The following is a 26,349-nucleotide window of genomic DNA, read 5'->3' on the forward strand; positions in this document are numbered from 1 at the left end:
TCACTTCTAGGGGACGTCTGTGTAGTGCAGGGTGTAGCCCTCGGCAGAGAACGTGAAACCTCGGCCTGTCACTTCCCGCACGCAGGACACCCCGGACTGCTCCTGGACGTTGCAGCGAAATCCCGCCACCGCGAGCACCTTGCCGAACGGCAGTACGACCGCGGCCGACTGCGCGAAATCCGGCTGCGCGAGGTTGGCGAAATGCGCGTCGGTGTCCCGGTCGAGGACAAGGGCATTCGGCGCCGCGGTAGCGCCCGTGGCATCGGGCACCGTTTCGGGGGAACCCGTCACGCTCATCGTCGAGGTGCCACCGGCCGGTTGGCACCCGGCGCGGTCGCGGGGCAGGATCGCGCACTGCCAGCGCCCGCTCGGGGTGCTGAAGTAATAGCCCTTGCGGCCGTTGACCTCGATGGCGTACTCGGCGGCGTTGACCAGGTTTGCGGTGCCGAACTGGGGCGGTGATGCGGTGGTGCTGGCCGGTGGGGGCGCGGCGGCATCGTCGGTGTTTACGACGGTTCCCGACGTGCATCCGGTGAGCGCGGCGGCGGCGGCTCCAAAGATTGCACAGCGGACGAGGCAAGCCTTCACGACGCAAGACCCTAGCCAACTGTCGTCGAGGCCGGAACGGTAGCGTCGACTTTCCGTGACTCCCGACGCGCGCCCGGCGGCGGCGCCCCGATTCACCACGGCGTTGCTCGCCGCCGGAGTGGCCGCTGGATTGCTGATCTCGACGGTGTCGCTCATCCTGGCGTTCACCCGTCCCGGCTTCGATCTGACGCGGCACGCCAATTCTACTCTGGCCCTGGGTGATTGGGGTTGGGTTCAAACGACGAACTTCATCGTCTCCGGCCTGCTGCTGATGGCCTTCGGAGCGGGGATCTGGCGCGCCTCCCCGGGTGTGCTGTCTGGCCGGGTCGCGGCGGTATGCGTGATGCTCTACGGACTTTCTGCCGGTGTAGTGGCGGGGCTGAACCCCACTGATCCGGCGTTCGGGTTTCCGCCGGACGCGCCGCAAGGCTATCCCGGCGTCGATGTGATGAGCACCTCGGCAAAGATCCACGGCGTGGCCGGCGGGCTGGGCTTCCTGGCCATGACGTGCGGATGTTTCGTGTTGGCAAGGTATTTCGCGAGCATCGGCGATCGGGTGTGGGCGGTGATGTCGGCGGCGACCGGGGTCGCGATCCTGGCGGTCCTCGCCTACATGGGCGCCGGCGCCGCCGCGCAGCCCGAGACGTTCAACTACGTGCCGGTCTGGGTCGTCGGAGCAATGCTGTGGCTGTTCATCGCTGCCGTGGGCGCGCGACTGCTGCGCTCACATCGCGACGCACACATCGGCGCCCGATAACAGCACCGGCCACAGCAGTGTCACCTGGCCGAAGGCCACCAGGTCGGCCCCGGCCGGGAATTTGGTCAGCAGACTCGACTCGATCAGCTGCACCTGTTCTGGATGGAAGAACGTCCAGACCAGCCCGATCACCAGGTAGGGCAGGGCCAGCCACATCAAGGTCTCCAGCACCTGTTCGACGCTGAGCTTGTGGCCCAGGATCCGGTGAATCCGGTGCATCAGATCAGCGCCTTGTCGGCCGCCACCCGCCGGCGCACATCGGCGAGCAGCAGATAGCTGCCGCCCTGCCGGATGAACACGGGCAGGAACCGATTGCCGAACGCCACGGACAGAAACAGCCATTCGAACAACCGTTGCCGTCCGCGGCCCCAACCGAAGCCGACGGCGTCCCGGAACACCGGCGCGAGAAATCCGGCGGTCAGGAACTTCAGCAGCGGCCGGAACGGTATGCGCAGCAACGGGTTTATCATCCGCAGATCCACGAGGTCATGCAGGTATTGCCGGACCACATCGTCCATCTGCACCTGCGCGCAGGCGGTATCCCAGTAGCTGTCGAAATCGGACCGTGTCGGCGGCCACTGCTGCTCGTCGACCTGCAAGGTGGTGCCCAGTGTGGCGGCGGAGTGGTAGAACTGCTCGGCTTGGGCTTCGGTCATCTCGCCACGCAGCAGTTGGTAGACATCCTCGAGCCCGACGAACAGGCAGGCTGCCACCCACATCTGCAGGTCACGGTCGAAGGCGTTGTACTGCACTGGGCTTGCCGGCCCGGAACGGACCTGCCGGTGCGCGGTGTCGACGGCATCGCGGAACGCCGCCCGGTCCTCGGCGTTGCCCAGGATGGCCACCGCCAGATAGCTCAGGGTGGTGCGGGCCCGTTTCCACGGATGTTTGAGCAGATTGCCCGAATCCACGGTGCTCTCCACGACGCCGTAGCCGACGCCGGGCGCGGACAGTTGCATGATCACGTTGGCCGCGCCTGCGGCGAAGCCCCAGAGGTCCATCGCATCGGCGATGGTGACGTCGTCGTCGGACCAGCGCGACGTTCGCCGGGTGATCGAGATCCGGTTGGCAGAGGTGGAAGTCATGCGCACTCTCCCCGTCAGGCCATGCACACGTTGGTGAACAGCAGCACCGGCCAGGACACGATGGAGCCCAGAAAGGACACCACGGCGTCGGCCCCGTGCATGCCGGCCAGGTGGCTGGTGTGGGTGAGCGACCAGATCAGGCCGATGAGCAGATAGGGGACCGCGAGGATGATGGCGGTCCCGATCCACTCGGCGATGGTCATTTGAAAGCCGAGAATCTTGCGTACTGCGGTCAACATGAGAAGTGCGCCCCCGTCGTTGTCAGGCGGGCTCTATGTTAATGGCGATTCTGGTCGGCGTCCCGAAAACTACTTGGGCGGCAGGCTCTTGGCGTAGTCGATACCCCGGGCGACCCACGATTGCAGCTGCCGTCGGGTCTTCACGCCGGGGCCGGCGATCCGCAGCCAGCCGCGCATCTCCCGGCCACCCATCACCATGGGCTCGACGTGCTCGCGTTGCAGCAGTTTCTCGCCGTCGTCCCGCGCGACCCGCACCATCAGGCCGCCTTCCCGGGTCGCGGCCACCGCCATGTTGCCGTTGACCAGGAACGCCAACCCCCCGAACATGCGCTTCTCGTCGAGACCGCCCTCGGAGGCGGTCAGCTCGCGGATGCGGTTGGCCAGGTCGGGGTCGAAGGCCATGTCAGTCGAGATCGATGCGAACGGTGAGCAGGTCGCTGCCCACGGTGCGGACCACCGCGCTGTTGAGCGTCGGTAGCTCTTTGAGCCGGGCCACCGGGTCGTCGTCGGGTAGCAGGTGCGCCGTCCCGGTCCGCCAGGTCCCGTTGATCCGGACCCGTACCGCAGGATCGGCCTTGATGTTCAGCACGTAATGCGATCGGTCGCCGTGCTCGGACACCATCCAGAAGGACTTCCCGATGACCCGGCCGCCCACGGCGGTGTGCCGCGGTTGGCCGGTTTTGCGGCCGACGGTCTCGAGCATGGTCAGGGGGAGTTGGCGCCCGACCGGGTTGACGATGCGGCGTTGGGCGCCGTGGATGACGCGTCGCTTCAGATCACGAAGGTCCACCATGGCGCAACCCTACCGAAGATCAGTCGGAATCCTTCGACTCGGCGGACTCGAGGTCGGCGTGGAACTTGGCCTCGCGGGCCAGATGTCCTGGGCGACGCCGCAACACCATCCAGGCGATACCCAGAACCAGGAACCACGCGGGTGTCACCAGTTCGGCCTGCAGGGTGTCTTCCCTCTGAGTGAACGCCCACAGCAGGAACGCGAAGAAGGCCAAGACGACGTAACACATCACGACGCCGCCGGGCATCTTGAACTTCGATGCCTCGTGCAGTTCCGGCCGACGCTTCCGGTAGACGAGGTAGCTCACCAGGATGATCGTCCAAACGAAGATGAAGCACAGCGACGAGATCGTCGTGACCAACGTGAACGCGGCGACGATCGAGTCGCCGGCGGCCACCATCACCACACCCGACAGCAGGAACACGCCGGACAGGAACAACGCATTGGCGGGCACGCGTCGCGAGGTCAGCCGACCGAACAGTCCGGGTGCGTCACCTTCGGCGGCCAGGCCGTAGACCATTCGGGACGTCGAGTAGATACCGGAGTTGGCCGACGACGTCGCCGAGGTGAGCACCACGAAGTTGACCACCGACGCCGCGATCCCCAGGCCCGCGAGGCTGAACATGGCGACGAAAGGGCTGAGCTTGGGATCGATCTCGCGCCACGGCGTGACCGCGATGATGATGGTCAGCGCGGCGACGTAGAAGAGCATGACGCGCACCGGGATCGAGTTGATCGCCTTGGGCAGGTTGCGCTCGGGGTCCTTGGCCTCGGCGGCGGTGGTGCCCACCAGTTCGATCCCGACGAAAGCGAAGGTCGCGATCTGGAATCCGGCCACGAATCCCATTGGGCCGGTGGGGAAGAAGCCGCCGTCGTTCCACAGATTCGCGAAGGACGCCTGGGCGCCGGTGGGGGCGGTGAAGCTGGTGAAGATCATGACCAGGCCGATCACGATCAACGTCACGATCGCGATGATCTTGATCAAGGCGAACCAGAACTCGGTCTCACCGAACGCCCGCACGGTCGGAAGGTTCAGTCCGATGAGCACCACGACCGTGGCGAGCGCTGGTATCCACAGCGGCAGGTCCGGCCACCAGAAGGCCACGTAGCCGGCGATCACCACCACGTCGGCCACGCCCGTGACGATCCAGCAGAACCAGTAGGTCCAGCCGGTGAAGAACCCCGCCCACGGGCCGAGCAGGTCCGCGGCGAAATCGGCGAACGACTTGTAATGCAGGTTGGACAGCAGCAGTTCGCCCATGGCCCGCATGACGAAGAACAGCATGAAGCCGATGATCATGTAGACGAAGAGCACCGACGGGCCGGCCAGCGAGATGGTTTTTCCGGAGCCCATGAACAGGCCCGTTCCGATCGCGCCGCCGATGGCGATCAGCTGGATGTGCCGGTTCGACAGCTGACGGGAAAGGTGCCGTTCGTCCGTGGATGTATCTGACGTCACACCGTGAAGGATTGCAGGCGAGGAGATGACGGCTGCAGCCAGCCCGGCATTTCCTCGGCGGCTAGCCCAGTATCGGGAACCGGCGCTGTGAGGCGAGCCGGTTCAGTGCCGTCTGCATGACTTCCCGGATGTGCGTGTCGACGGCGTCGACATCAGGGTCGGCGCCGAACCGGGCTGTGATGTCGATCGGGGGCAGGACCTCGGTGACGATCTTGGTCGGCAGGGGCAGGTTGGGTGGCACGAGGACGCTGAGGCCGAACGGAAGCCCGATGCTCACGGGCAGGATGTCCAGGCGGATGCGGGGCAGCCCGAGGCGCTTGGCCAGCCAGTTGCCCCGGGTCAGGAACAGCTGGCTTTCCTGGGCGCCGATCGAGACGGTCGGCACGATCGGGACACCGGCGGCGAGCGCGGTGCGGACGTATCCGGTTCGCCCGTTGAAGTCGATGGTGTTCGACTCGGCGGTGGGCCGGTAGGCGTCGTAGTCGCCGCCGGGAAACACCAGCACCACCGCGCGGGACTGCAGGGCAGCCGCCGCGTTCTCCCGGCTGGCGTGGATCACCCCGAGCCGCCGGAACAGATCCCCGGTCGGACCGAGCAGTACGCCGTAATGGGCGAGCGTGTACAGCGGACGGTCGTATCCGAAGTGGCGGTAGAACTCCGGCGCGAAGACCAGGACGTCGGGCGTCAGCATGCCGCCGGAGTGATTCGCGACCACGAGCGCACCGCCGTGTCCCGGGATGTTCTCCAGACCGCGGACCTCGGAGCGGAACCACCACTTCGCGATCGGGTCCGCCAACGACCTCATCTGTCGGGTGACGGCGGGATCCCACTGGTCGAGCTCGCTTTCGTCCATCGCCGCCAGATTGACCCAAATACCGAATAAATAAACCGTCCGCCGTTGCGACTTTCGGTCACAACGGCGGACGGCGGTTTTGACGGGAAGCCGTCGGCTGCTTTACGCGGCGGCCGACGTCGACTCGCGGACGGGTTCCAGCGCCAGGGCGATGATGTCGGCCACGTCGGTCATCGGCTTGACTTCCAAAGCCTCCAGCACCTCGGCCGGAACCTCATCCAGATCGGGCTCGTTGCGCGCCGGGATGAACACGGTCTTCAACCCGGCCCGCTGCGCCGCCAGCAGCTTCTGCTTGACGCCGCCGATGGGCAGCACCCGGCCGTTCAGCGTGACCTCACCGGTCATGCCGACATCGCCGCGCACCTGCCGCCCGGTGGCCATCGACACCAGCGCGGTCACCATGGTGACGCCGGCCGACGGCCCGTCCTTGGGCACCGCGCCCGCGGGCACGTGAACGTGGATCTGGCGGTCCAGTGCCTTGGGATCGACGCCCAGCTGTTCGGCGTGGGCCCGCACGTAGGACAGCGCGATCTGCGCCGACTCCTTCATGACGTCGCCCAGCTGACCGGTCAGTTTCAACCCGGACTCGCCCTCGTTCGAGTTGGCCTCGATGTAGAGCACGTCGCCGCCCAGGCCGGTGACGGCCAGACCGGTCGCCACACCCGGCACCGCGGTGCGTTCGGTGGATTCCGGCGTGAACCGCGGACGGCCCAGGTACTCAACCAGATTCGGCTCATCAATCGTGATGGGGGATTCTGTCGAGTCCAACTTCGTGGTCACCTTGCGCAGCGCCTTGGCCAGCAACCGCTCGAACTGCCGGACGCCCGGCTCGCGGGTGTAGTCCGCGGCGATCTTGCGTAGTGCCGCGTCCGTCACCGTCACCTCGGCGTCGGTCAGCGCCGCGCGCTCGGCCTGCCGGGGGAGCAGGTAGTTACGCGCGATGGCGACCTTGTCGTCCTCGGTGTAGCCGTCGAGCTGGATCAGCTCCATGCGGTCCAGCAGCGCGGACGGGATGTTCTCGATGACGTTGGCCGTCGCCAGGAACACCACGTCGGACAGATCCAGATCCAGCTCCAGGTAGTGGTCGCGGAACGTGTGGTTCTGCGCCGGGTCGAGCACCTCCAGCAGCGCGGCCGACGGATCGCCTCGGTAGTCGGAGCCCACCTTGTCGATCTCGTCGAGCAGCACAACAGGGTTCATCGAGCCCGCTTCGCCGATAGCCCGAACGACGCGGCCGGGTAGCGCCCCGACGTAGGTGCGCCGGTGGCCACGGATCTCGGCCTCGTCACGGACGCCGCCCAGGGCGACGCGCACGAACTTGCGACCCAGCGCGCGGGCCACGGACTCTCCCAGCGAGGTCTTGCCGACCCCGGGCGGACCGGCCAGCACCATCACGGCACCCGAACCACGTCCGCCGACGACGGCCATGCCGCGCTGGGCCCGACGGGCCCGGACGGCCAGGTATTCGACGATGCGGTCTTTGACGTCGTCCAGTCCGTGGTGGTCGGCGTCCAGGATCTCGCGGGCACCCTTGAGGTCGGTCGAATCCTCGGTGCGCTCGTTCCATGGCAGATCCAGCACAGTGTCCAGCCAGGTTCGGATCCAGCCGCCCTCGGGGCTCTGGTCGCTGGAGCGTTCCAGCTTGCCGACCTCGCGCAGCGCCGCCTCCCGCACCTTTTCCGGAAGGTCGGCGGCCTCGACGCGGGCCCGATAGTCGTCTGAGCCCTCGGGTTCGCCTTCGCCCAGCTCCTTACGGATGGCCGCCAGCTGCTGGCGCAGCAGGAATTCCTTCTGCTGCTTGTCCATCCCGGACCGGACGTCCTCGGCGATCTTGTCGTTGACCTCGACCTCGGCCAGGTGCTCGCCGGTCCAGTCGATGAGCACACGCAGCCGCTCGGCCGCGTCCTCGGTCTCCAGGAGCTGACGCTTCTGCACATCGGTCAGGTACGAGGCGTAGCCGGCCGTGTCGGCCAGGGCCGACGGGTCGGTGATCTTGTTGACCACGTCGACGATCTGCCAGGCCTCGCGCCGCTGCAGCATGGCCAGCAGCAGCTTCTTGTACTCGGCGGCCAGCGCCTTGGTGTCGTCGGTCACCGATTCGGGTTCGGCGGCTTCTTCCACCTCGACCCACAGGGCCGCGCCCGGCCCGGTGGTTCCGGAGCCGATGTGTGCCCGGCGTTCACCGCGCACGACGGCGGCTTCTGCCCCGCCGGGCATGCGCCCGACCTGCACGATCGACGCGATCACCCCGTGTGTGGGGTAGCGGTCGTCCAGGCGGGGCGCGATCAGCAGCTTGCCCGATTCGCTGGCCTGAGCGGCGTCGACGGCCGCGCGGGCGGCGTCGTCGAGTTCGACGGGCACCACCATTCCGGGCAGCACGATCGGCTCACTCAAGAACAGGACGGGCACTGCGATTTGTTCAGGCATCAATACCTCCAAAGTTCAGTCTGATGCGCTCAACCTTGGTGGGGCCAGGTTTGTTCCCTGCGCGTCCGGGTGTCCGAGTTCGCCGTGAGTGAACGGAAGCTAAGCGGCGCGTTTGTTGATCACGACGTGGATCTCGCGGGTGAGTATCCGCAGGCCGCCGGCCAGTGGCGGCGCGGTGGATCGGTAGGTGGCGCCGGTGGGGGTGATGTGGTCGGTGGTGTGGCGGCCGAACTCGTCGACTCCGGCCACGACCTGCCACCCGGGTGCTTCTTTGGCGTAGTTGCAGTGTTCGCAGAGCCCTTGGCCATTGGCCGCGGAGGTCGGCCCGTGGTTGTGGTGGGGGTCGATGTGGCGGATCCGGGCATCGCAGTACGGGGTGCGGCAGGTTTGATCGCGGAGCGTGATGAACCGGGCGAGGCCTTTCGGGAAGCGTCGCGATCGGGACTCCATGGCGACGAGGGCGCCGGTGTCGGGGGCTGCATAGAGCCGTCGCAGGGTGGCCCAGGAGTCGTCATGGGCGAGTGCGTTGCCGATCATGTGTCGGGCTGTTGCGGCGGGGATGGGTCCGTGACCCTGCAGGTATGCGGGTTGGGTGCCGCCGGCGAACAGGGTGTCGTCGGAGAGCACGAGGTCGACCGCGACCGGGACCGGTGTGGTGACGTCGCGGCCGGTGACGCGGGCTACCAGGGTGTCGGCCATGGCTTGGCCGCGGTTGCGGCCGTCGGCACAGCGGTCGGCTGCATCGGTGAGGGCGGAGCGCACGGATGCCGCGTCGGTGGCGGGCAGCAGCGCGGTGACAAAGGCCATGGCGTCGGGAGCGGGGCGGAAGGTGACATTGCGGTCTTCGGGTGCGCGGGCGGCGCGGTTGATGACGGCTATCGGGTCGAGTTGGTAGGCAATGGTTTTGGCGTCGTTGCGGATGCGGGTGTCGCCGAGGCCGATCAGGCTGGTGTGGTCGGCGCAGAGTTGATGGTCGAGGCGGTTCCGGTCGGCGGGGGACAGGCAGGCAGCTTCGCGGACGATCAGCCGGGCGCGGGCTTCGGTGAGTACCCCGCATTCCAGGGCAGCGAGGGTGTGGGGCAGGTCGTGGACGAGGATGCGGGCCGCGGAGAGGTGTTGGCGGCCGTTGGCCGGTGAATCCATGCGGGCCAGTCCGATCTCTGAACCCAGCCCGCGGCCACGTCGTGTGACAGGGACCCTGGTGGCGGCTTCGGCGGCGTGTCGGGCGGACTCCAGGGCGACGGTGGCGCGGGCTTGTCCGGCTGCGGCGGCGCATTTGAGGCGTTCGAGTTCGGCGATTCGGTCCTGCAGCGCCGCCTCGTCGGCGGTGGGATCAACCTTCGCGATCGATTCGAACATGTGTGCGATATTACGCCCGGGGTCGGACAGATGCGGGCAGTCCGGAATGTTTTCGGCTGCCGATTCGTCGTACGCCGTATGAGCAAGGCAGTTCAGTTCGATGAATACGGCGGGATCGACGTCCTGCAGGTCCGTGATGTGCCGCGGCCCGTGCCGGCTGCCGGCGAGGTGCTCGTGAAGGTCCGCGCCGCCGGGATCAATCCCGGTGAGGCCATGATCCGTCGTGGTGCGCTGCACGACCGGTTTCCGGCCACTTTTCCCTCGGGGCAGGGCAGCGACCTCGCGGGTGTGGTGGCGGAGCTCGGGCCGGAGGTGACCGGGTTCGAGGTCGGGGACGAGGTTCTCGGGTTCACCGACGCGCGCGCCAGCCACGCCGAATACGTGGCCGTGCCCGTCACCCAATTGGCTCCCAAGCCGCCCGCCCTGCCGTGGGAGGTAGCCGGATCGCTGTATGTCGTGGGGGCCACGGCCTACGCCGCGGTACGCGCCGTGCGACTGCAGCCCGGGGACACGGTGGCGATCGCGGGTGCCGCCGGCGGTGTCGGCACCATCGCGGTGCAGCTCGCCAAGCGCGCCGGCGCCACAGTGCTCGGCATCGCCGGGTCCGCGAACGATGACTGGCTGCGGGCGCACAGCGCCATCCCGGTCAACTACGGCGACGCTCTGGCCGCCCGGATCCGCGCCGCGTCCCCGTCGGGGCGCGTCGACGCTTTCCTCGATTTCTTCGGCGGCGGATACGTGAAGCTGGCCGTCGACGAGCTGGGTGTGACTCCCGAACGCGTCGACACCATCATTGATTTCCCGGCCATCGAGGAGTTCGGTGTCCAGAGTGCCGGAAATGCCGAGGGCGCTGACATCGCGATCATCGCGGAGTTGGCGAATCTCGCAGCCGACGGGGAACTCGACGTGCCGATTGCCGGAGTGTTCGCCCTCGACGATGTCCGGGCTGCGTACACCGAGCTGGAAAAGCGCCATACCAGAGGGAAATTGGTGCTGCAGCCGTGACCGATGGTGCCTGCGCGACGTAGCATCCCAATCATGAACAGGGGATATGTCGTGGCGTTCGCGGTCGGTGTGCTCGTGGCGCTGTTCGGGCTCATCTGGGCGCTACAGGGATTCGGGGTGCTGCAGGGCAGCCCGATGAGCAACACCGTCACCTGGTCGGTCATCGGTCCGATCACCGCGGTGATCGGCATCGTGATCGCGGCTTTCAGCTGGCGCAAGCTCTCGTCGAAATAGCGTCACGCCACGGTGAAGTACACCGTATGCCAGCCGGTGGCGCCGTCGGGCACGGTCGAGGCTTGGTCTGACGTCTGAACCGCCCCGGTGTTGTCGGTGGCCCGCACCGTGATGGTGTGGTCGCCTGGGCCGCTCGCCTGCCAGGGCAGGCTCCACAACCGCCAGGTCTGGTCGGAATAGGCGGCCCCCAATTGGGCGGGTTGCCATGGGCCGTCGTCGATTCGGACCTCGACGCCGCGGACGCCCCGGTTCTGCGCCCAGGCCACACCGCCGAATGTCGTCGGCCCCGCCGGCACCTGCTGGCCCCGCTTCGGGACGTCGATGCGTGACTCGGTCTTGATCGGGGCGCGCGGCGCCCAGCCCTGTCTGGTCCAATAGGCCTCGGCCCGGTCGAAGCGGGTCAATTCCAGATCGGTGACCCATTTGGTGGCCGACACGTAGCCGTAGAGTCCGGCGATCACCAGCCGAGCCGGGTAGCCGTGCTCGACGGGTAGCGGCTGTCCGTTGAGGCCGACGGCCAACAGCGCGTCGCGGCCATCGTTCAGGGCTTCGACCGGGGTGCCCACGGTGAATCCGTCGACCGAGGTCGACAGCAACATGTCCGCGCCCGGGTCCACACCCGCCGCCCGCAGCAGGTCGGCGAGTCGGTAGCCGGTCCACATCCCGTTCGAGATCAGGTCGCCACCAACTTGATTGGACACGCACGTGAGTGTGACGGCCTTCTCGACGGCTTCGAACCGGTCAAGGTCGTCGAAGCTGTAGGTGATTTCGCGGGCGACCATGCCGTGAATGCGTAGCCGCCACGCGTCGCGGCTCAGCTGGGGAACGCTGAGCGCGGTGTCGACGCGGTAGAAGTCGGCGCTGTCGGTGATGAAACTCGGCAGGGCAACGTTTTTCGGTTGGACGTCGGGCGGGACCGGGGGAGCCGGCACGCGGGGCCGGGGCAGTACCGAGATTTCGCGTTCGGCCGCGACCGAACTCGTCACCCGGGTGACGAAGAAACCGAGAAGCCCGGTCGCCGCGCCGAATCCGAGTAGACCGGCGGTGGCCAACCATGTCCTTCTGGAGGTGTCGACGTGCTCAGCGTCGGTGTCGGCAGCGGCGTCGGCGTCGGGGGTGGTCCAGACCCGCTGCACGAGCAGTCGCAGCGCCGCCACCCCACACGCGGTGCCCACCACCGTGGGCACGATGTCGAGCACTGCTGCGCCGGGCCGGGAGAGGACGGCCGCGCAGGCGATCAGTCCGGCGACGATGAAGATCGCGCTGCCGATCGGACGGTGCCTGGTCTCGTACGTCGCGGCGAGGGCGGCGACGGTGGCGATGACCGCCAGCACGACGACGGCGAGAAACAGCTTGTCCAGGCTGCCCAGGGTTTGAATCACCCATTCCTTGACCGGACCCGGGGTCAGGTCCACGACCGCCGAGCCGACCGCGTTGCGTGGATCGGCCGGTGCCCCAAACGGAATGCCCGCCAGCGTGGCGACGCCGAGCGCGACCGCGGCGGCGGCAACTCCGCCGAGCATGCGCGCGTTCGGCGAGGGCTCGGACGAGGGGCCCGACGAGGACGACGAGGACTGAGTCATCGTCACCCAACCTACTCCGGACACCAGGCAGGGAGCCTGCCGTTAGGGGTGACGACAGGCTCCCCGGGTGGGTGGATCTCTAGGTGGCGGACTGTGCGCCGAGCACCCGCTGGATGTCGGGCTTCATCTGCTGCAGCTGCTGTCCCCAGTAGCCCCAGGCGTGGGTTCCGTTGGCCGGGAAGTTGAACACCCCGTTGGTGCCGCCGGCCGCGATGTAGTTGTCCCGGAAGGTGACGTTGGTCCGCAGTGTCAGCCCTTCGAGGAACTGGGCCGCCATCAGGTTGCCGCCGTTGGTCCCGGCGTCGAGGTCCGACGGGGTGCCGGTGCCGCAGTAGATCCAGAGGCGGGTGTTGTTGGCGACCAGCTGGTTGATGTTGACCATCGGGTCATTGCGCTTCCAGGCCGCGTCGGTCGACGGGCCCCACATGCTCTCGGCGTTGTAGCCACCGGCGTCGTTCATCGCCAGACCGATCAGCATCGGCCACCAGCCCTCGGACGGGTTCAGGAAGCCCGAAAGCGTTCCGGCATAGATGAACTGCTGCGGGTGATGGATCGCGTAGGTCAGCGCCGCGCTGCCCGCCATCGAGATGCCGACGACAGCGTTGCCGGTCTGCGACACGCCGCGGTTGGCGGCCAGCCAGGTGGGGAGTTCCTGCGTCAGGAAGGTCTCCCACTTGTAGGTGTAGTCCTGACCGTTGCCCTTCGAGGGCTGGTACCAGTCGGTGTAGAAGCTGGATTGCCCGCCGACCGGCATGATCACCGACAGGCCCGAGTCGTTGTACCACTCGAACGCCGGGGTGTTGATGTCCCAGCCGTTGAAGTCGTCCTGGGCGCGCAGGCCGTCGAGCAGATAGACCGCATGCGGTCCGCCGCCCTGGAACTGCACCCGGATGTTGCGGTTCATCGACGCCGAGAACACATCGAGGTACTCGACCGGCAGCCCCGGACGGGAGAATGCGCCAGCGGTCGCCGAACCTCCTGCGATACCGATCAGCGCGGGAAGTGTGGCTGCGGCCATTGCCCCGGCCGCCAGTCGACGCGTCCACGCTCCGCGAATCTTGTTGAGGAACTTCATAACGGCAACCAACCGTCCTTTCTGCACGTATCTCAAGCAGTTTGCCGCTTGTCTCCGGTAGTGAAACATGTGCCACATCAGTCACACGCGTAACAACACCGGTCGCGCAGATCGCGGTTTACTAACGGTTGGAACTCGGCGCCGAGACCCTTTGCCGGGAGGCTCAGCGTCCGGCCGTGGTGAGCGCCTGCTTGACGGTGGCCCGGCGCTCCTCGATCGCCCGGCCGATGTCCTGAAGCAGCACCGGCTTTCGCGCCACCAGATCCTCGATGCAGTCGCGGTCGAATTGCGCAACGGTGACCTCGGTCAGCGCGTATGCCGTGGTGGTGACCGGTTCTCTGGTCAGAGCGGTCTGCCCGAGAAAGTCGCCCTGTTCCAGGGACAGCACCGGGACGAACAGGTCGTCCGCACCGGCCACGGCCAACTGCACCGTGCCTGCGACGATGAAAGTCATGCGCTTGGGAACCTGCCCGACGACCTGGATGACCTCGTCCCTGCCGTAACGGGTGAGCCGGGCGTGCGGGAGCAACTCGCCCTGGTCCTCCGGGCTCAGGCGCAGCGTCGGTGCGATGAGACGCAGCGTTTGTTCGACGCGTTCGGTGGTCGCGAACTCGTCCTCGGCCTCGTCCAGGTGCAGACCGGCCCGCCGCGAGGCGTACCAGGTCCAGCGAAGGAAGGTGGATCTGGCGGAGAAATCGTCGGCGGGGGAATGCAGCGGGATCTGGGTCTTGTACTGCAATGCGCCGGCCGGGACCGTGGACACCGTGCCGTCGGTACGTAGCTGGGGCAGTCGGCGGGCCACCTCGTTGAGCACGCGGCAGACTTCGTCGGGGGCGTCATCGACGGCGAACACCGTGATCACCGTGATGGTGTGCGCACCGAGCGGGCGGCTCAGGTTGGTGAATGATGCTCCGGCCAGCACGGAGTTCGGGATCACCTGCAGGCCGCTGCCGGTGTCGATATGTGTTGCGCGCCAGTTGACCTCGACGACGCGTCCGCGCGCCGACGGCGCATCGACCCAGTCGCCGAGTTGGAACGGCTGCTCGAACAGCACGAGAAGCCCGGAGATGATCTGGCCGACCGAGTTCTGCAGGGCCAGGCCCAGCACGATAGAGGAAACACCGAGGGCGGTGAAAAGCCCACCGATGTTGGCGCCCCAGATGTAGGCGAAGATCAAGCCGATACCGATGGCGATCAGTGCGAACCGGGCGACGTCGAGGAAGATCGACGGAATTCGTTTGCGCCAGCTGCCTTCCGGTGCACTCTGGAACAGCGTCGCGTTGAGTCCGGACAGCAACAGCACCAGCACGACGAACCCGAACACCGTCGAGACGATCCGCACCGGCGTGGCTTCTCCGGAGATCTGCATCGCCTGGATCAGCAGGATCAGCAGCGCACCCAGCGGCAGGATGTAGGTGCGGACCAGGTGAACCGGACCGGCCAGGAAGCTGCCGCGCCGGCGCAGTGCGTTCTGCAGTTCGGTGAGCAGAACCAGGCAGACCGGAAAGCCGACCGCCACACCGACGGCCCAGTAGAACCAGGGAGCGTCGAGCACGCCGCTCATCGTCGGTCCCGCAGCTGCCAGATCGGCTCGTCGGCCCCGTCGACCTGAACAGTGCCCGCCGGCTCGAGATCGCGAGTGTCGCCCATCACCTCGAACACCCGCTCGGTCACGTACACGCCCGGCTGCGGTGAGCCCCGTTGAACCCGGTAGGCGAGGTTGACCGCCGAACCCCACATGTCGTAAGCCAGGTTGGAGCGTCCGACCAGGCCGCTGCTCACCGCGCCGGTATCGATGCCCGCACGCAGCTCCAGCTCGGTCCCGGCCTCGGTGTTGAACCGTTCGATGATGCGCTGCATTTCGAGGGCGAAGTCGACCGTCCGCCGCACATTGTCGAGCCGCGGCACGCTCAACCCGGAGCTGGCCCAATAGCCGTTGCGTAGGGTGCGCACCCGTTCTACGCCGAGATCATCTGCGGCGGCATCGAATTGGTGCACCAGGCGGTTGACGATGGCCAGCGCTTCCTCCGATGGCATCTCGGAGGTCAGCTCATCCAACCCGATCGTGTCGGCGAACAGGACCGTCACGTTGTGGTGGTCCTGCGCGATGGTCTCCTCGCCGTCGCGGTAGCGCTGCACGACCGACTCCGGCATGAGCGTGCGCAGCAGCCGGTCGTTCTCCCGGCGCTGCTCGGCGAGCAGATCTTCCTTGATCGCCAGGTTGCGGCTCATGTCGTTGAATGCTGTTGTCAGATCACCGAACTCGTCCCTGGATTGCACGGGAAGCGACACGTCGTAGTCGCCTGCGCCGATCTGTTGGGCGCCGGCCTCCAGCCTGCGCAGTGGCCGGACGAACAACCGGGCCAGCATCATCGCCGCCAGGCACACGATGAAGGTGATGACGACGGTCGACAACACCAGGGTGCGGGTGAACGTCGCCACGGGCGCGAAGGCCTCCGCCGTGTCGATCTTGGCGATGATCGACCAGTTCAATCCGTGCAGCGTCACCGGTGCGTAGGCCTGCAGCGTCTCGTTGCCCAGGTAGTCGTCCTCGATCACGGTCCCGGTCTGACCGCGCAGGGCGGATCGCGTGGCCTCCGTCTCGACCGGCTGCACCAGCGTGGTCCCGTGCTGACTGAGCGATTTCTGCGCCACCGCCGGCGGTGTTCCGGCGTCGATGACGTCGCGTTCGAACTTTTGCGGATTCTCCAGGAACAGACGTGAATCCGACCTCATGAGACCATCGGGACCAACCACGAAGGTCTCGCCGGTGGTGCCCATCCCGGCGGTTTCCCACTGCTTGTCGGCCGTCATGAGCCGGTTGATCTTGGAAATCGGGAATTGCAGGGCCAGCACTCCCTCGACCCGACCGGGTGGGCCCACCGGCGCCATCATCCAGGCCGTGGGCTCATCGGCCGGTTGGTAGTCACCGAAATCGGTCACCCCGACATAGTCGACGGTGTTGGACGCCAGGGTCTTCTCGTAGGCGTCGCGCAGCAGGCTCTGCCGGTACGGCCCGGTGACGATGTTGGTGCCCAGGTCGATGCCCTTGTACGCGGTGTAGACCACGTTGCCGGCGGTGTCGAGCAGCAGAGCATCCTCGAACTGGAAGCGTTCGACGATCTCGCGGAAGTAGTCGTTGAACCGGGCGTTCGCCGCGGACCAGGCACTGCCGTCACGGGCGTCGTCGACCCTGATCGACTTCTCCGGGTCGGCGACCGGTGCCGTGTAGTTCGCCTGCAGATATTTCTGTGCGTTGGAGGTGGGCAGTAGCCGTGCCACATCCACGGTGTCACCGGTCTGCTTCTCTTCCACCGGCTTGAACTGGTCGTTGTAGTAGTCGACGATCGACTGCCATTGCTGTGGGTTGATCGTCGAGTTGCCGAGCTGACCGAATGCGCCGGAGAATGCCTCCACGGCCTCGACCGTCGTCGTTCCCCGGGTGTAGACGATCAGGGAATCCTCGAGGTCGGCGAACTTCGACTCCAGCTGACGTGTTTGCGATTCCCGGACCTCGGTCAACCGGTCGAACACCGACTGACGAAGCGATGACCTACCGGACTGGTAGCCGATGGCGCCGACGACGGCGGCGGACAGAATGCTGGTCACCAGCAGCATCACCAGCAGCTTTGACTGAATGCTGATCCGGGACATGACGCGTCGACGCACAGTCCTGGTGGGAGCGACGCGCTCGGCGGGGGCTGTTGTAGTCATTGAATCCCGAAGATTAGCTTGTCACGATGTATTGCGTGAGGCTGCGCGACAAACTTCGTCATGACTGATCAGTTGGACTTGCAGAGATTCGTCGACGCCCAGGCCGGCGTCTATGCAGACGTTTGCGCCGAGTTGCGGGACGGCCGCAAGCGCAGTCACTGGATCTGGTTCGTCTTCCCCCAGCTGCGCGGGCTCGGCCGGAGCTCGACGGCTGCCCACTACGGCATCGCGTCGGCCGAGGAGGCACGTGCGTACCTGGCCCACCCGACTCTGGGCTCGAGGCTTCGGGAATGCGCTCGGCTGGTTGCGCAGGTCGAGGGGCGCACCGCCGAGCAGATCTTCGGCCGGCCGGACTGCCTGAAGGTCCGCTCCTCCATGACGCTGTTCGCCGCCGTTGCCGATCCGGCCGACCGCGCAGATTTCCAGGCCGTGCTCGACAAGTTCTACGACGGACTCGGTGATCCGAGGACTCTCGAAATGCTCAGTGCGGCTGAATGATCAGCCAACCGTGCGGAGGAACCTCCGTCTGGCTCAGGTCGTCCTGGGGTGGTGCACCCGACCCCGCGATCACCCGACCCGATGCCACTCCGAGGTCGGGCAGCGACAACAGCAGCGGTGCATCGCCGATGTTGAGCGCGACGATCAGCGATTCGGGACCGGCGGCGGTCCGGTAGACGTACTGCGTGTTGGTCAGTAGCAACGGTGACGTGGTCGCGGTGTGCAGCCACGGATGCCGTCGCCGCAGCCCGATCAGATACTGATGCAGTCGCAGCGCATCGGAATCCTCTGGTGCCGTGGTGAATTCCGGCCGCACGGCATCGTCGCCGCCGCGCCGCTCCTCCTTGACGCCGCGGTAGGCCGACTCGTCGCCGGCATAGATGCTCGGGGTTCCTCCGACCGTCAGCAGCAACACCAGGGCATGTTCTAGGTGCGCGGCATTCTGCAACTGGCTGGCGATCCGGGTCACGTCATGATTGCCCACGAAGGTCAGCGGTACGAACGTGCCGAGAAAGTCGTTGTGCCGCTTGAGTCCCCAGTCCAGTTCGTGGAAGTTGCCGTCGTTCAGGCTGCTCCAGATCGCCTTCCACAGTTCGTACTGGGTCACCGAGTCGAAGGTGGAGGCGTCGACGGTCGCGGCATAGTCACCGTGGATCACCTCACCGACGAACCAGGCGTCGGGGAACTCGCGGCGCACCGACGGCAGCACCTGCGCCCAGAACCGGTCGGGTACCGCGTACGCCGCGTCGAGGCGCCAACCGTCGGCGCCTCGGCTCAGCCAGTGCCGCAACACCGAGGCGGTGTGGTCGACCACCGCGGGCTCGTCGTGGTTGAGCGCGATCAGCTCGCCGTGGCCTTCGAACGTGTCAAAACCGTTGCCACGGCGGCGAAACCAACGGGACGCGGGGTGGTCGGGTCCGCCGTCGAGCGCCTGCCGGTACTGGGCGAATTCGGTGCCGACATGGTTGAACACCCCGTCGAGCAGGATGCGCAGCCCGCGCCCTCGGGCCTCGGCAACCAGGTGATCGAAGTCCTCGTCGTCACCCAGGCGCGGATCGATGCGGAAATGATCGGTGGTGTCGTAGCCGTGGGTGCGCGAGGAGAAGATCGGTCCGAGCGCGACGCCCGAGGCGCCGAGTTGCACGGCGTGATCCAGCCAGCCGACGATCCGGCGTAACCGGTGCTCGTCGGCCGACGGCGGCGGGTCCGCGGGGAACGCACCGACGAAACCCAGGGGATAGATCTGCCACCAGATGGCATGTGCGATCCACGCGGGCTCAGCCACGAAACTTCGCCGCGTACAGGTCTTTCATGGTCTCGGCCAGTTCGGTGGCCGGCCCGTCCACGTCTACACCAGGAGCCACGGTGGTGATGGGCAGTGGTGCCACCGGTCCGGCCGGGACGCCCCATTCGGCGAGCCAGCCGCTCAGCTGGGCCGAGGACGTGGCGTAGACGATGCGGCCGAGACCGACCCAGGCGTGCGCCGCCGAGCATATCGGGCAGTGTTCGCCGGAGGTGTACACCGTGGCGCGGGCCCGGTCCTCGGGTTTCAGATGCTCGACGGCCCAGCGGGCGATGGCGAACTCAGGGTGCTGGGTGGCATCCCCGTCCTTGACCCGGTTGCGGTCGGCGAACACCGTCGTCCCTGCCTCGTCGACCAGGATCGAGCCGAAGGGCTCGTCGCCGTCCTCGAGTGCTTCACGGGCCAAATCGACACATTTGCGCAGCTGACCGAGGTCGTTCTCGCTGATGGCCACGAGGCGAGTTTACGCCGGTGCCGACCTCGGGCAGCTCACGCGCCGCCACAGCAGGGATCTGCCACGTCGAGGCGGCAGGCGCAGGAGGCGCGCACGGCAACGTCGGCCCGTGCCCGCGCCAACTCCAGTTGTTGGCCGATGATGGCGGCCTCGGCGTCGCGGCCGAGCCGACGGAGGCACTCGTGGTAGCCGTGCAGGCTCCACACGTTGTTCGGATGGTGGCTGGACCGGCTGAGCGTCGGATCCAGGCCCAGGTCGGCGGCATAGACTCCGGCGGCCTCCTCGACGTGGCCCTGCTCGAGCAGCAGTGCGCCGTAGGCGTGCCTTGTTGGTTGCATCCAGCCCCACGGTTCGTCGTAGGGCAGCGCGTCGTCGAGTTCGATGGCCCGGCGCAGATAGCCGAAGGCAGTGTCGTAATCGCCGTCGCGATAGGCGATTTCGCCGTTGAGCATCTGTTCGGCGATGGCGAGGATGTCCAGGCTGGTGTTGTTGAACAGGTAGCGCGAGTCGGGAATGCGCGCGTAAGCCGCCACGAAGCTGTCTCGTTCCGCGCGGGCCTGCTCCACCTGCCCGGTCGCTGCGTAGGCGACGCCCCGGCCGTAGTGGATCGTCGCGGTGGTGGTGCAGTACAGCTCGGGATCGGCGGGAAGAGGTTCGGCGATCAGATCGTTCCAGCGGCCGAACCGCACCAGCACGTGCACCCGCAAGGGGACGAACGCCTCCAGCCAGTCGGCCATCGGAGGTGAGGCGACCGAGAACACCTCGGGAGTCAGTTGGGCGGCCAGTTCCTCCGCCGCGTCCAGCGCGATCTGCGAACTGCCCTCGAACATGGCCGAATACACCACGAAATGCAGGTCGTGGGCACGGTAGAGCGAATAGAAGTTGAGTGCACCTTCGCGTTCGACGAACTTGCGGTCGGCGTGTACCGCGGCGAGGTTGGCCGTCACCGAACTGCGGTAGTCGCCGCACAGCACGTCGATGTGGCTGGCCATGTGTTGCAGGTGTCCGGCATCGGGCACCAATCCACGCAACAGATCGGCGGCCGGCAGCGCGGCCTGTGGTGTCGTCGACATCTCCATCGCGTGGATGTAGAGGTGCAGCACCCCTGGGTGTTGCCGCCCGGCCGCGGTCGCCAGCGCGACGTCGAGGATCCGTTTGGCCTCCACCACACGAGATCCCGGGGCGGGCTCACCGGTGCGGCCGTCCCACAGTGCCCATGCGGTCACGTTCAGTAGGGCATCGGCGGCCAGGGTCTGCACATCGATGTCGTCGGGATGGGCCACGGCCATGGCTGCCATCGCATCGGCGTAGTCGGCGTGCCCGGCCGTCAGGGCTTCATCGTCATCGGGGTCGGCGGTCGGAAATCGCTTCTGCAGCGCGGAGATCAGGTCGCGTTCCAGCGTCGATGCCCGGCCGGTCGCAGCGCGCTCGAGTTCGGCCCGGGCCCGGGTCAGCGACGTGCTCAGATCGGCGGGGTCGAATGCGTCCCAGGCCTTGTTGTAGTTGGGGCCGACGGCGTAGGCGATACCCCACCGGGCGAGGGCGAACTCGGGGTCGAGTTGCAGGGCACGCTCGAAGCACCGGATCGCCTCTTCGTGGTTGAAGGCGTACGACCAGACCATGCCGCGGTCGAACCAGACCTGGGCCGGTGGCGAAGGGGTGTCCGTCGGCCGGTGATAGGTCCCGAGCCGGTAATACGGTTCGGTCTGGGCGGGATCCGTCACGAGGCTGACGCTACCCGGGTGGCTCGACACCGGCGTGCCGAACATGTTCTAGTGCTGGGATGCCGGGTTACACGCACGTCGAAGGTCTCAGTTCCGCGGACGTGCAGCGTCTGCGGGAGGTGTGGTCACCGCTGGCCGACTCGGTGCGTGCGCTCATCGATGCCTCGATCCGCTCGGAGGTGGATGCCGAGGAGGTCGCCGCGGTACGGGCCGAGATCGACGACGCGACCGCGCGCCTGCAGGCCAAACAGATCGACGGTCCCTTCGGTGTGCGCTTCACGTCCGATGGTGACCGGATGCCGTGGGGCAACCCGGCGATCGGCATCCGCAACCCGATCGCCCCGCCGCTGGTGATGGTCAAGGAGCCCGACGGCGGGGTACGAACCGACTTTCACCTCGGCGCGCCCTATGAAGGGCCGCCTGGCCACGTGCACGGCGGCATGGTGGCGATGGTGCTCGATCATGTGCTGGGGGAGGTGGCTGCCAGCGACTCCGATCGTCCGCGATTCACCGGAACCCTGACCATCCGGTATCTGCGGGCCACCCCGTTGGGTGATCTGCACGCCGAGGGGCGGATCACCCGCACGGACGGCATCAAAGCGTTTGCCTCCGGCCATGTTTCCGATGCTGAAGGAATCACCGCCGAGGCCGAAGGAGTGTTCATCCTGCCGAAATGGGCGCGCAGCTAGCGCGTATCACCCGCGGGTTCCACCCGGTCGATCGCGATCTCCTGCAGACTTCGGGTGATCGTGCTCAGTTCGCCGATCAGGATGCGCGCCGCACCGTTGTCGGCGGACAGCGTCGAAGCCACGTTGTGAACCCGTCGCAGTGCGGTGGACAGTTCGGCGGTGTCGAGGCTCCAGGGCACCGCGGGGCTCGGCGGCGCGCCGCGCAGTGCCTCGACGTAATCGTCCACCGCAGCGATGAACTCGCCGTGCAGGGCGGACGAAGGGTGCGTCGGCAGGCTGTTCTCCAGGGTGGTGCAGGCGCTGGTCACCGAATTCAGTGCGGTGCGGTAGGACCGCAGCCAACGCCGCAGGACCGGCGGCTCCAGGCTGGTGGCGCCCCACGCGGCCTCGAATGCGGCGCGGGCCCGGAAGGCCCGTTGCCAGGCCGCCGACAGGATCTCTGCCGGGTGGTCGATTTCGTGCACGAATGCCTTGATCACCAGTGCGGCGTAGTCGATCTCGGTCATCAGCAGTTCCCCGGCGCGTTGGCGTAACCGGATGAGGGCGTGGTCGGGCAGGGCCACGTGGGCCATCACGGCCAGGGCGCCGCCGATCATCACGGCGAACAGTCGGTCCGTGTTGCCCGACCACGGCGCGGACGCGCTCACGCCGACCGCGAACATGACGATCGCGCCCACGGCCGCGCCGACCGCGAGATAACCGAACTGCGCGACGCCGTAGGCCAGTCCGACGAAAACCAGCGCGCACACGGCCGAACCGATCGGCCCGGGCTGCCACACGAACGTGAGGATCGAGGCGACGATGATGCCGACGCCGAGGCCGGCCATGCGCCCGGCGCACCGGGTGTAGGTGTGCGCCGTTTCCGGCCGCAGTACCACCACGGCGGTCAGTGGCATCCAGTAGCCGTGCTCCAGCCCGCCGTAGCGGGCCGCAGCAACCGCCAGCGCGGTGGTCACCGACAGCCGGATGGCGTGGCGCAGGATCGGCGAGGTCCAGGTCAGGTGTGATCGGACCACGGCGGGCGCCGAGGCCAGCGAGCCGATCAGGTCGGGCCGGTGCAGCTGCCCGAATCTCAGCACCGCGGCCTCGCGCAGCTGTTCGCAGAAGCGTTGTGCCAGCGCCGCTTCTGGCCCGGTGACGGCGGCGGCTGCGGTGTGGACGCGGACCAGTGCGTGCTCGGCATCGCGGCGCGCGGTGTGTCCGTGGTCGGCGATCGCGTCGAGCAGCACCGCGGCGGCGGTCAGCAACTGGGGGAGTCCGCTGTCACCTGGGTTCTCGTCATCGGTGGAGGTGTCGCGGTCCGCGGTGGAACGCAACGAGGCGAGGGTGCCGGCGAGGCGCTCCGGGAGCCGATAGCCGCCGTGGTAGGCGCGTGGCCGTTGACTCACCTGGCTGTCGGCGAACACCTCGCGCAACCACGTGAGCGGGGCGTCGTCGACGGCCGCGGTGCAGTCGGCGGCGACGTTGCGAGCGTCACCGGCCAACGACTGGTACGCCCGGGTGAGTCCGTCGCGCTGGGCGCGCCAGCGTCGGGGCGGCCATACCGCGATGAGCGCGGCCTGGACCACTCCGGCGACGATGACCAGAACAGGTGCCAGCAGTGACTGGCCCAATGTCGGTGCGACCGGCGGCGCCAGCACCAGCAGTGCGCTGGCCGCCGAGGCCACCAGCCCCGCGTTGGCTCCGAGTGACCACTGCATGCCCGCGGCGAAACACCACAGCGCAACCACCGCGATGAAGACGGGGCTGTACCCCCCGGCCAGGGTGCCCAGCAGTACTGCGATGGCCAGTTCGATCGAGCCGGTCACCACCAGCGGGACCCGGCCCCCGGGGCTGCGTTGCAGCGCGATGGCACTCGCGATCACGCCGCCGCCCAGCGTCCACATCGCTGTCGCGCCGGAACCCCACGCCAGGGCGACCCCAGTCACCGCCAGGACGCCGATCAGGCTTCGGGCCACCGCACCGGCGTCGGGGGTGTTGAGCCGGAGTGCGTCGGCTGCCTGTCCACCCGTGTGCACCCCACCATTCTCACTCGCGACGGGCTGCCGGTGGCACATCCGCCCGCGCGTGGCGCGGATCGGTCCGCCGGTAGGTTCTCCGTCTGTGGAGAAAGTCATCGTTCTGCTACGGGCCCCGCAATCGGATCAGCAGTGGTGTGAGCGGCTGCGAACTACCGTCGCCGGTCAGTTGCTGGCGCTCGGGTTGCCCGGCCTGACGATCAACGTCCGCGACGACGCAGTGCGGGATTCGTTGATGACACTGACCACGCTGGACCCTCCGGTGGTCGCGGTGGTCAGTCTGTGGGCCCGGCAGTATTACGGCGAGCAGATTTCTGAGGCGCTGGAAGTGCTTGCTGCCGAATGTGATTCACTCGCCGCCTACCTGGTGACCGAATCGGTCCCGATGCCTGCGCCGCCGACCGGGGTGGGTGAGCGCACCGACGGTCTGGCCAATATCGCGCTGCTGCGCCGGCCCGCCGACCTCGATCAGGCCACCTGGCTGCACCGCTGGCACGTCGACCACACCGCGGTGGCCATCGAAACCCAGGACACCTTCGGCTACACCCAGAACACCGTCGTGCGTGCCCTCACCGAGGGCGCCCCGGCGATCGACGGCATCGTGGAGGAACTGTTCCGGCAGCAGGCCGTGTCGGATCTGCACGCGTTCTTCGGCGCCGCCGACGACGACGATCTGGCCGATCGGATGCGCCGCATGGTCGCCAGCACCGATGCGTTCGGCGCCAGTAGCAACATCGACACCGTGCCGACCAGTCGGTACGTCTACTCCAGCCCGTTCGTCGGCTCACCGGACCCGGCCGACAAGAGTGGAACGTGTTCTAGTTAGGCTGCAGCGGCCACGGCGCGACGCGAGGAGACAGAGATGACCCTGCTGATCGAGGACAACAACCGGGTCCGCACGCTGACCCTCAACCGCCCCGACGCGCTCAATGCCTTCAACGAGGCGCTGTACGACGCGACGACCGTTGCCCTGCGTGCGGCGGCCGAGGATCCCGACGTCGCAGTGGTGCTGTTGACGGGCGCCGGCCGGGGATTCAGTGCGGGCAACGACCTCGTCGAGATGCAGGAGCGCATCACCAACCCGGAATCCACCCCGGGCGAGCACGGGTTCTACGGGATGCTCGAGGTTCTCGCGGATTTCCCGAAGCCGTTGATCTGTGCGGTGAACGGGGTAGGCGTGGGTATCGGCGCCACCATCCTCGGGTTCGCCGACCTCGTGTTCATGTCGTCGGCGGCGCGGCTGAAGTGCCCGTTCACCAGCCTGGGTGTGGCGCCCGAGGCGGCCTCCTCGTATCTGATGCCCCGACTGCTCGGCAGGCAGAATGCCGCGTGGCTGCTGATGTCCTCGGAGTGGGTGAGCGCCACCGAGGCCCGCGAGATGGGTCTGGTGTGGAAGGTCTGCGAGCCCGACGCGCTGTTGACCGAGGCTCGGAAACACGCCGAAACCCTGTCGGCCAAGCCTATTTCGAGCCTGGTGGCCGTCAAGCAGGCCATGGTGGCTCCGATCCGCGACCAGATCGCGGCGGCCGTGGAGCGCGAGAAGGCGTTGTTCGTCGAACTGGTGGGTGCGGCGGCCAACGTCGACGCGCTGGCTCAGTTCGCCGACCGCAAGCGCTAGTGGGTGGCCCGTGACGGGCAACCGTTGAACTGGGTGGGGCACCCCTCGGCCGCCTGATGGGCGGCGATGATGGCGCGGATGGTGCGTCGGCACCGGCCGCAGTCTGCACCGGCGCCGCACGCCTCGGCCACCTCTTTCGAGGTGGTGGCGCCGGACTCGATGATCTCGTTGACGACCTGACTGGTCGCCCCGGTACACAGGCAGACGAACATCAGTCGTCCTGCTCGTCGACGTTCATGATGTGGGCCAACTTGCCCACGAACAGGCTGGGGTAGGCACCGAAACCCGCCGTGGTCATCCACTCGGCCGCCGCATCCGGATGGTCGATCCATTGCCGGGCGCTGATCTCGTCGGCGACCTCCTGCAGGATCATCACTTCCTGGCCGTCGTCGAGTGCCTGGTAGACCCAGATCTTGCGGATGCCGCCCTGCTCGAAGCGCTCGAGGCCGTCGTGCACCTTGCGCATCAAGGTGGGTACGTCGTCGACGGTGGCCACCGCACCCACGATCACCCCGGCCACGTGGCCCTGCGGCGACGGGCCGGTCAGGTCGATCTTCTCCACCACTTCGCCGCCGAATATCGGCGGAATATCTTCGACGCCGGAAATATCGAACCACTCGAAAATTGCGGGTGAACGCAGTACGTCGCGGATGGACCGCGCATGCCGAATGCCGATTGTCACCAATACCCGGCCCGGCTCCCAAATTGATTTGTAAAGCACGACATGATGCGCGCCGATCGACAATAGTCCCGAGCGATGTTTCCGCATCCATTTCCACATTTCGTCGACGTCGTCGACGCGGAAATCGCAGGACAGAATGAGCGAGTGTAAATCGTACTCACTCATTTGTTGCCGACCTTTCTTTCGGGGCGC

General features: G+C 67.1%; 27 protein-coding genes. 7 read left to right on the top strand and 20 right to left on the bottom strand.

Features of this window, described 5'->3' with window-relative positions; all coding sequences use genetic code 11:
* Positions 1-6: 6 nt before the first annotated feature.
* A complete protein-coding gene (locus tag A5779_RS05830) occupies positions 7-588 on the bottom strand; it encodes a hypothetical protein (protein WP_064879864.1) in 582 nt (193 codons plus the stop codon).
* A 55-nt stretch (positions 589-643) separates the two neighbouring features.
* Between A5779_RS05830 and A5779_RS05835 the strand changes: the two genes are divergently transcribed.
* Positions 644-1,345, top strand: coding sequence for a DUF998 domain-containing protein (locus tag A5779_RS05835; RefSeq protein ID WP_064879866.1), 702 nt, complete (start codon positions 644-646; stop codon positions 1,343-1,345).
* On the opposite strand, the gene A5779_RS05840 is transcribed toward A5779_RS05835, so the two are convergent.
* The 9 genes from A5779_RS05840 to A5779_RS05880 form a co-directional block, all read right to left on the bottom strand.
* A complete protein-coding gene (locus A5779_RS05840; RefSeq protein ID WP_064879868.1) occupies positions 1,313-1,564 on the bottom strand; it encodes a hypothetical protein in 252 nt (83 codons plus the stop codon). The two genes, A5779_RS05835 and A5779_RS05840, sit on opposite strands and share 33 nt — an antisense overlap.
* Entirely contained in the window at positions 1,564-2,430 is an 867-nt protein-coding gene (locus tag A5779_RS05845; protein WP_064879870.1) for an oxygenase MpaB family protein, read from the bottom strand. Before A5779_RS05845 ends, A5779_RS05840 begins: the two co-directional genes overlap by 1 nt.
* 14 nt (positions 2,431-2,444) lie before the next feature.
* Positions 2,445-2,669 carry a hypothetical protein gene (locus A5779_RS05850; RefSeq protein WP_003881986.1) on the bottom strand — a complete coding sequence of 75 codons (225 nt, stop codon included), beginning with the start codon at positions 2,667-2,669 and terminating at the stop codon, positions 2,445-2,447.
* A 69-nt stretch (positions 2,670-2,738) separates the two neighbouring features.
* The gene (locus tag A5779_RS05855) at positions 2,739-3,071 is read right to left on the bottom strand and encodes a TfoX/Sxy family protein (protein WP_064879872.1); all 333 of its coding nucleotides are present in this window, start codon (positions 3,069-3,071) and stop codon (positions 2,739-2,741) included.
* Position 3,072: 1 nt separating this feature from the next.
* Entirely contained in the window at positions 3,073-3,462 is a 390-nt protein-coding gene (locus A5779_RS05860) for a nitroreductase/quinone reductase family protein (protein WP_064879874.1), read from the bottom strand.
* Positions 3,463-3,481: 19 nt separating this feature from the next.
* The gene (gene cycA, locus A5779_RS05865; protein ID WP_064879876.1) at positions 3,482-4,921 is read right to left on the bottom strand and encodes a D-serine/D-alanine/glycine transporter; all 1,440 of its coding nucleotides are present in this window, start codon (positions 4,919-4,921) and stop codon (positions 3,482-3,484) included.
* A gap of 61 nt (positions 4,922-4,982) precedes the next feature.
* On the bottom strand, positions 4,983-5,774 hold the full coding sequence (locus A5779_RS05870; RefSeq protein ID WP_064879878.1) for a lysophospholipid acyltransferase family protein: 792 nt from the start codon (positions 5,772-5,774) through the stop codon (positions 4,983-4,985).
* A 102-nt stretch (positions 5,775-5,876) separates the two neighbouring features.
* Positions 5,877-8,201 carry an endopeptidase La gene (lon, locus tag A5779_RS05875; protein WP_064879880.1) on the bottom strand — a complete coding sequence of 775 codons (2,325 nt, stop codon included), beginning with the start codon at positions 8,199-8,201 and terminating at the stop codon, positions 5,877-5,879.
* Positions 8,202-8,300: 99 nt separating this feature from the next.
* On the bottom strand, positions 8,301-9,560 hold the full coding sequence (locus A5779_RS05880; RefSeq protein WP_064879882.1) for an HNH endonuclease: 1,260 nt from the start codon (positions 9,558-9,560) through the stop codon (positions 8,301-8,303).
* A gap of 78 nt (positions 9,561-9,638) precedes the next feature.
* On the opposite strand from A5779_RS05880, the gene A5779_RS05885 reads away from it, so the two are divergent.
* Entirely contained in the window at positions 9,639-10,565 is a 927-nt protein-coding gene (locus A5779_RS05885; RefSeq protein WP_064879884.1) for an NADP-dependent oxidoreductase, read from the top strand.
* 33 nt (positions 10,566-10,598) lie between these two features.
* Positions 10,599-10,799 carry a hypothetical protein gene (locus A5779_RS05890; protein WP_064879886.1) on the top strand — a complete coding sequence of 67 codons (201 nt, stop codon included), beginning with the start codon at positions 10,599-10,601 and terminating at the stop codon, positions 10,797-10,799.
* A 2-nt stretch (positions 10,800-10,801) separates the two neighbouring features.
* Here A5779_RS05890 and A5779_RS05895 read toward each other — a convergent pair whose 3' ends face one another.
* The 4 genes from A5779_RS05895 to A5779_RS05910 all read right to left on the bottom strand — a co-directional run bounded on the left by A5779_RS05895 (position 10,802) and on the right by A5779_RS05910 (position 17,171).
* The gene (locus A5779_RS05895; protein WP_064879888.1) at positions 10,802-12,382 is read right to left on the bottom strand and encodes a molybdopterin-dependent oxidoreductase; all 1,581 of its coding nucleotides are present in this window, start codon (positions 12,380-12,382) and stop codon (positions 10,802-10,804) included.
* 79 nt (positions 12,383-12,461) lie between these two features.
* Positions 12,462-13,457, bottom strand: a complete 996-nt coding sequence (locus tag A5779_RS05900; RefSeq protein ID WP_064879890.1) for an esterase family protein — start codon at positions 13,455-13,457, stop codon at positions 12,462-12,464.
* Between the two features lie 163 nt (positions 13,458-13,620).
* Positions 13,621-15,021, bottom strand: a complete 1,401-nt coding sequence (locus A5779_RS05905; RefSeq protein WP_064879892.1) for a mechanosensitive ion channel family protein — start codon at positions 15,019-15,021, stop codon at positions 13,621-13,623.
* Entirely contained in the window at positions 15,018-17,171 is a 2,154-nt protein-coding gene (locus A5779_RS05910; protein ID WP_064879894.1) for an adenylate/guanylate cyclase domain-containing protein, read from the bottom strand. Before A5779_RS05910 ends, A5779_RS05905 begins: the two co-directional genes overlap by 4 nt.
* 60 nt (positions 17,172-17,231) lie before the next feature.
* Between A5779_RS05910 and A5779_RS05915 the strand changes: the two genes are divergently transcribed.
* Complete coding sequence (locus tag A5779_RS05915; protein ID WP_064879896.1) at positions 17,232-17,669, top strand: DUF1810 domain-containing protein; 438 nt, start codon at positions 17,232-17,234, stop codon at positions 17,667-17,669.
* Here A5779_RS05915 and A5779_RS05920 read toward each other — a convergent pair.
* From A5779_RS05920 to A5779_RS05930, 3 genes are read right to left on the bottom strand one after another with little or no spacing between them, the layout of a single operon-like run.
* The gene (locus A5779_RS05920) at positions 17,653-18,954 is read right to left on the bottom strand and encodes an alpha-amylase family protein (protein WP_064879898.1); all 1,302 of its coding nucleotides are present in this window, start codon (positions 18,952-18,954) and stop codon (positions 17,653-17,655) included. The two genes, A5779_RS05915 and A5779_RS05920, sit on opposite strands and share 17 nt — an antisense overlap.
* Positions 18,947-19,426 carry a nucleoside deaminase gene (locus tag A5779_RS05925; RefSeq protein WP_064879900.1) on the bottom strand — a complete coding sequence of 160 codons (480 nt, stop codon included), beginning with the start codon at positions 19,424-19,426 and terminating at the stop codon, positions 18,947-18,949. The genes A5779_RS05920 and A5779_RS05925 overlap by 8 nt, the downstream gene beginning before the upstream one ends.
* A gap of 35 nt (positions 19,427-19,461) precedes the next feature.
* Positions 19,462-21,195 (bottom strand): tetratricopeptide repeat protein, encoded by a 1,734-nt coding sequence (locus A5779_RS05930; protein ID WP_064879902.1) that lies wholly within the window; start codon positions 21,193-21,195, stop codon positions 19,462-19,464.
* A 14-nt stretch (positions 21,196-21,209) separates the two neighbouring features.
* Here A5779_RS05930 and A5779_RS05935 point away from each other — a divergent pair, with 14 nt between their 5' ends.
* A complete protein-coding gene (locus A5779_RS05935; protein ID WP_064879904.1) occupies positions 21,210-21,839 on the top strand; it encodes a PaaI family thioesterase in 630 nt (209 codons plus the stop codon).
* Here A5779_RS05935 and A5779_RS05940 read toward each other — a convergent pair.
* A complete protein-coding gene (locus A5779_RS05940; protein ID WP_064880001.1) occupies positions 21,836-23,857 on the bottom strand; it encodes an FUSC family protein in 2,022 nt (673 codons plus the stop codon). The genes A5779_RS05935 and A5779_RS05940 overlap by 4 nt on opposite strands.
* A gap of 85 nt (positions 23,858-23,942) precedes the next feature.
* On the opposite strand from A5779_RS05940, the gene A5779_RS05945 reads away from it, so the two are divergent.
* Together A5779_RS05945 and A5779_RS05950 are read left to right on the top strand one after the other, a co-directional pair.
* On the top strand, positions 23,943-24,683 hold the full coding sequence (locus A5779_RS05945; RefSeq protein ID WP_064879906.1) for an EthD domain-containing protein: 741 nt from the start codon (positions 23,943-23,945) through the stop codon (positions 24,681-24,683).
* A gap of 36 nt (positions 24,684-24,719) precedes the next feature.
* Positions 24,720-25,475 carry an enoyl-CoA hydratase/isomerase family protein gene (locus tag A5779_RS05950; RefSeq protein WP_064879908.1) on the top strand — a complete coding sequence of 252 codons (756 nt, stop codon included), beginning with the start codon at positions 24,720-24,722 and terminating at the stop codon, positions 25,473-25,475.
* Here the strand turns inward: A5779_RS05950 and A5779_RS05955 are convergent.
* A complete protein-coding gene (locus A5779_RS05955) occupies positions 25,472-25,687 on the bottom strand; it encodes a (2Fe-2S)-binding protein (protein WP_064879910.1) in 216 nt (71 codons plus the stop codon). The genes A5779_RS05950 and A5779_RS05955 overlap by 4 nt on opposite strands.
* Positions 25,687-26,322: a hypothetical protein gene (locus tag A5779_RS05960; RefSeq protein WP_064879912.1), complete on the bottom strand. Its 636-nt coding sequence runs from the start codon at positions 26,320-26,322 to the stop codon at positions 25,687-25,689. Before A5779_RS05960 ends, A5779_RS05955 begins: the two co-directional genes overlap by 1 nt.
* Between the last annotated feature and the right edge of the window lie 27 nt (positions 26,323-26,349).

This window comes from Mycolicibacterium peregrinum (assembly GCF_001665625.1).
GTDB lineage: Bacteria > Actinomycetota > Actinomycetes > Mycobacteriales > Mycobacteriaceae > Mycobacterium > Mycobacterium peregrinum_B.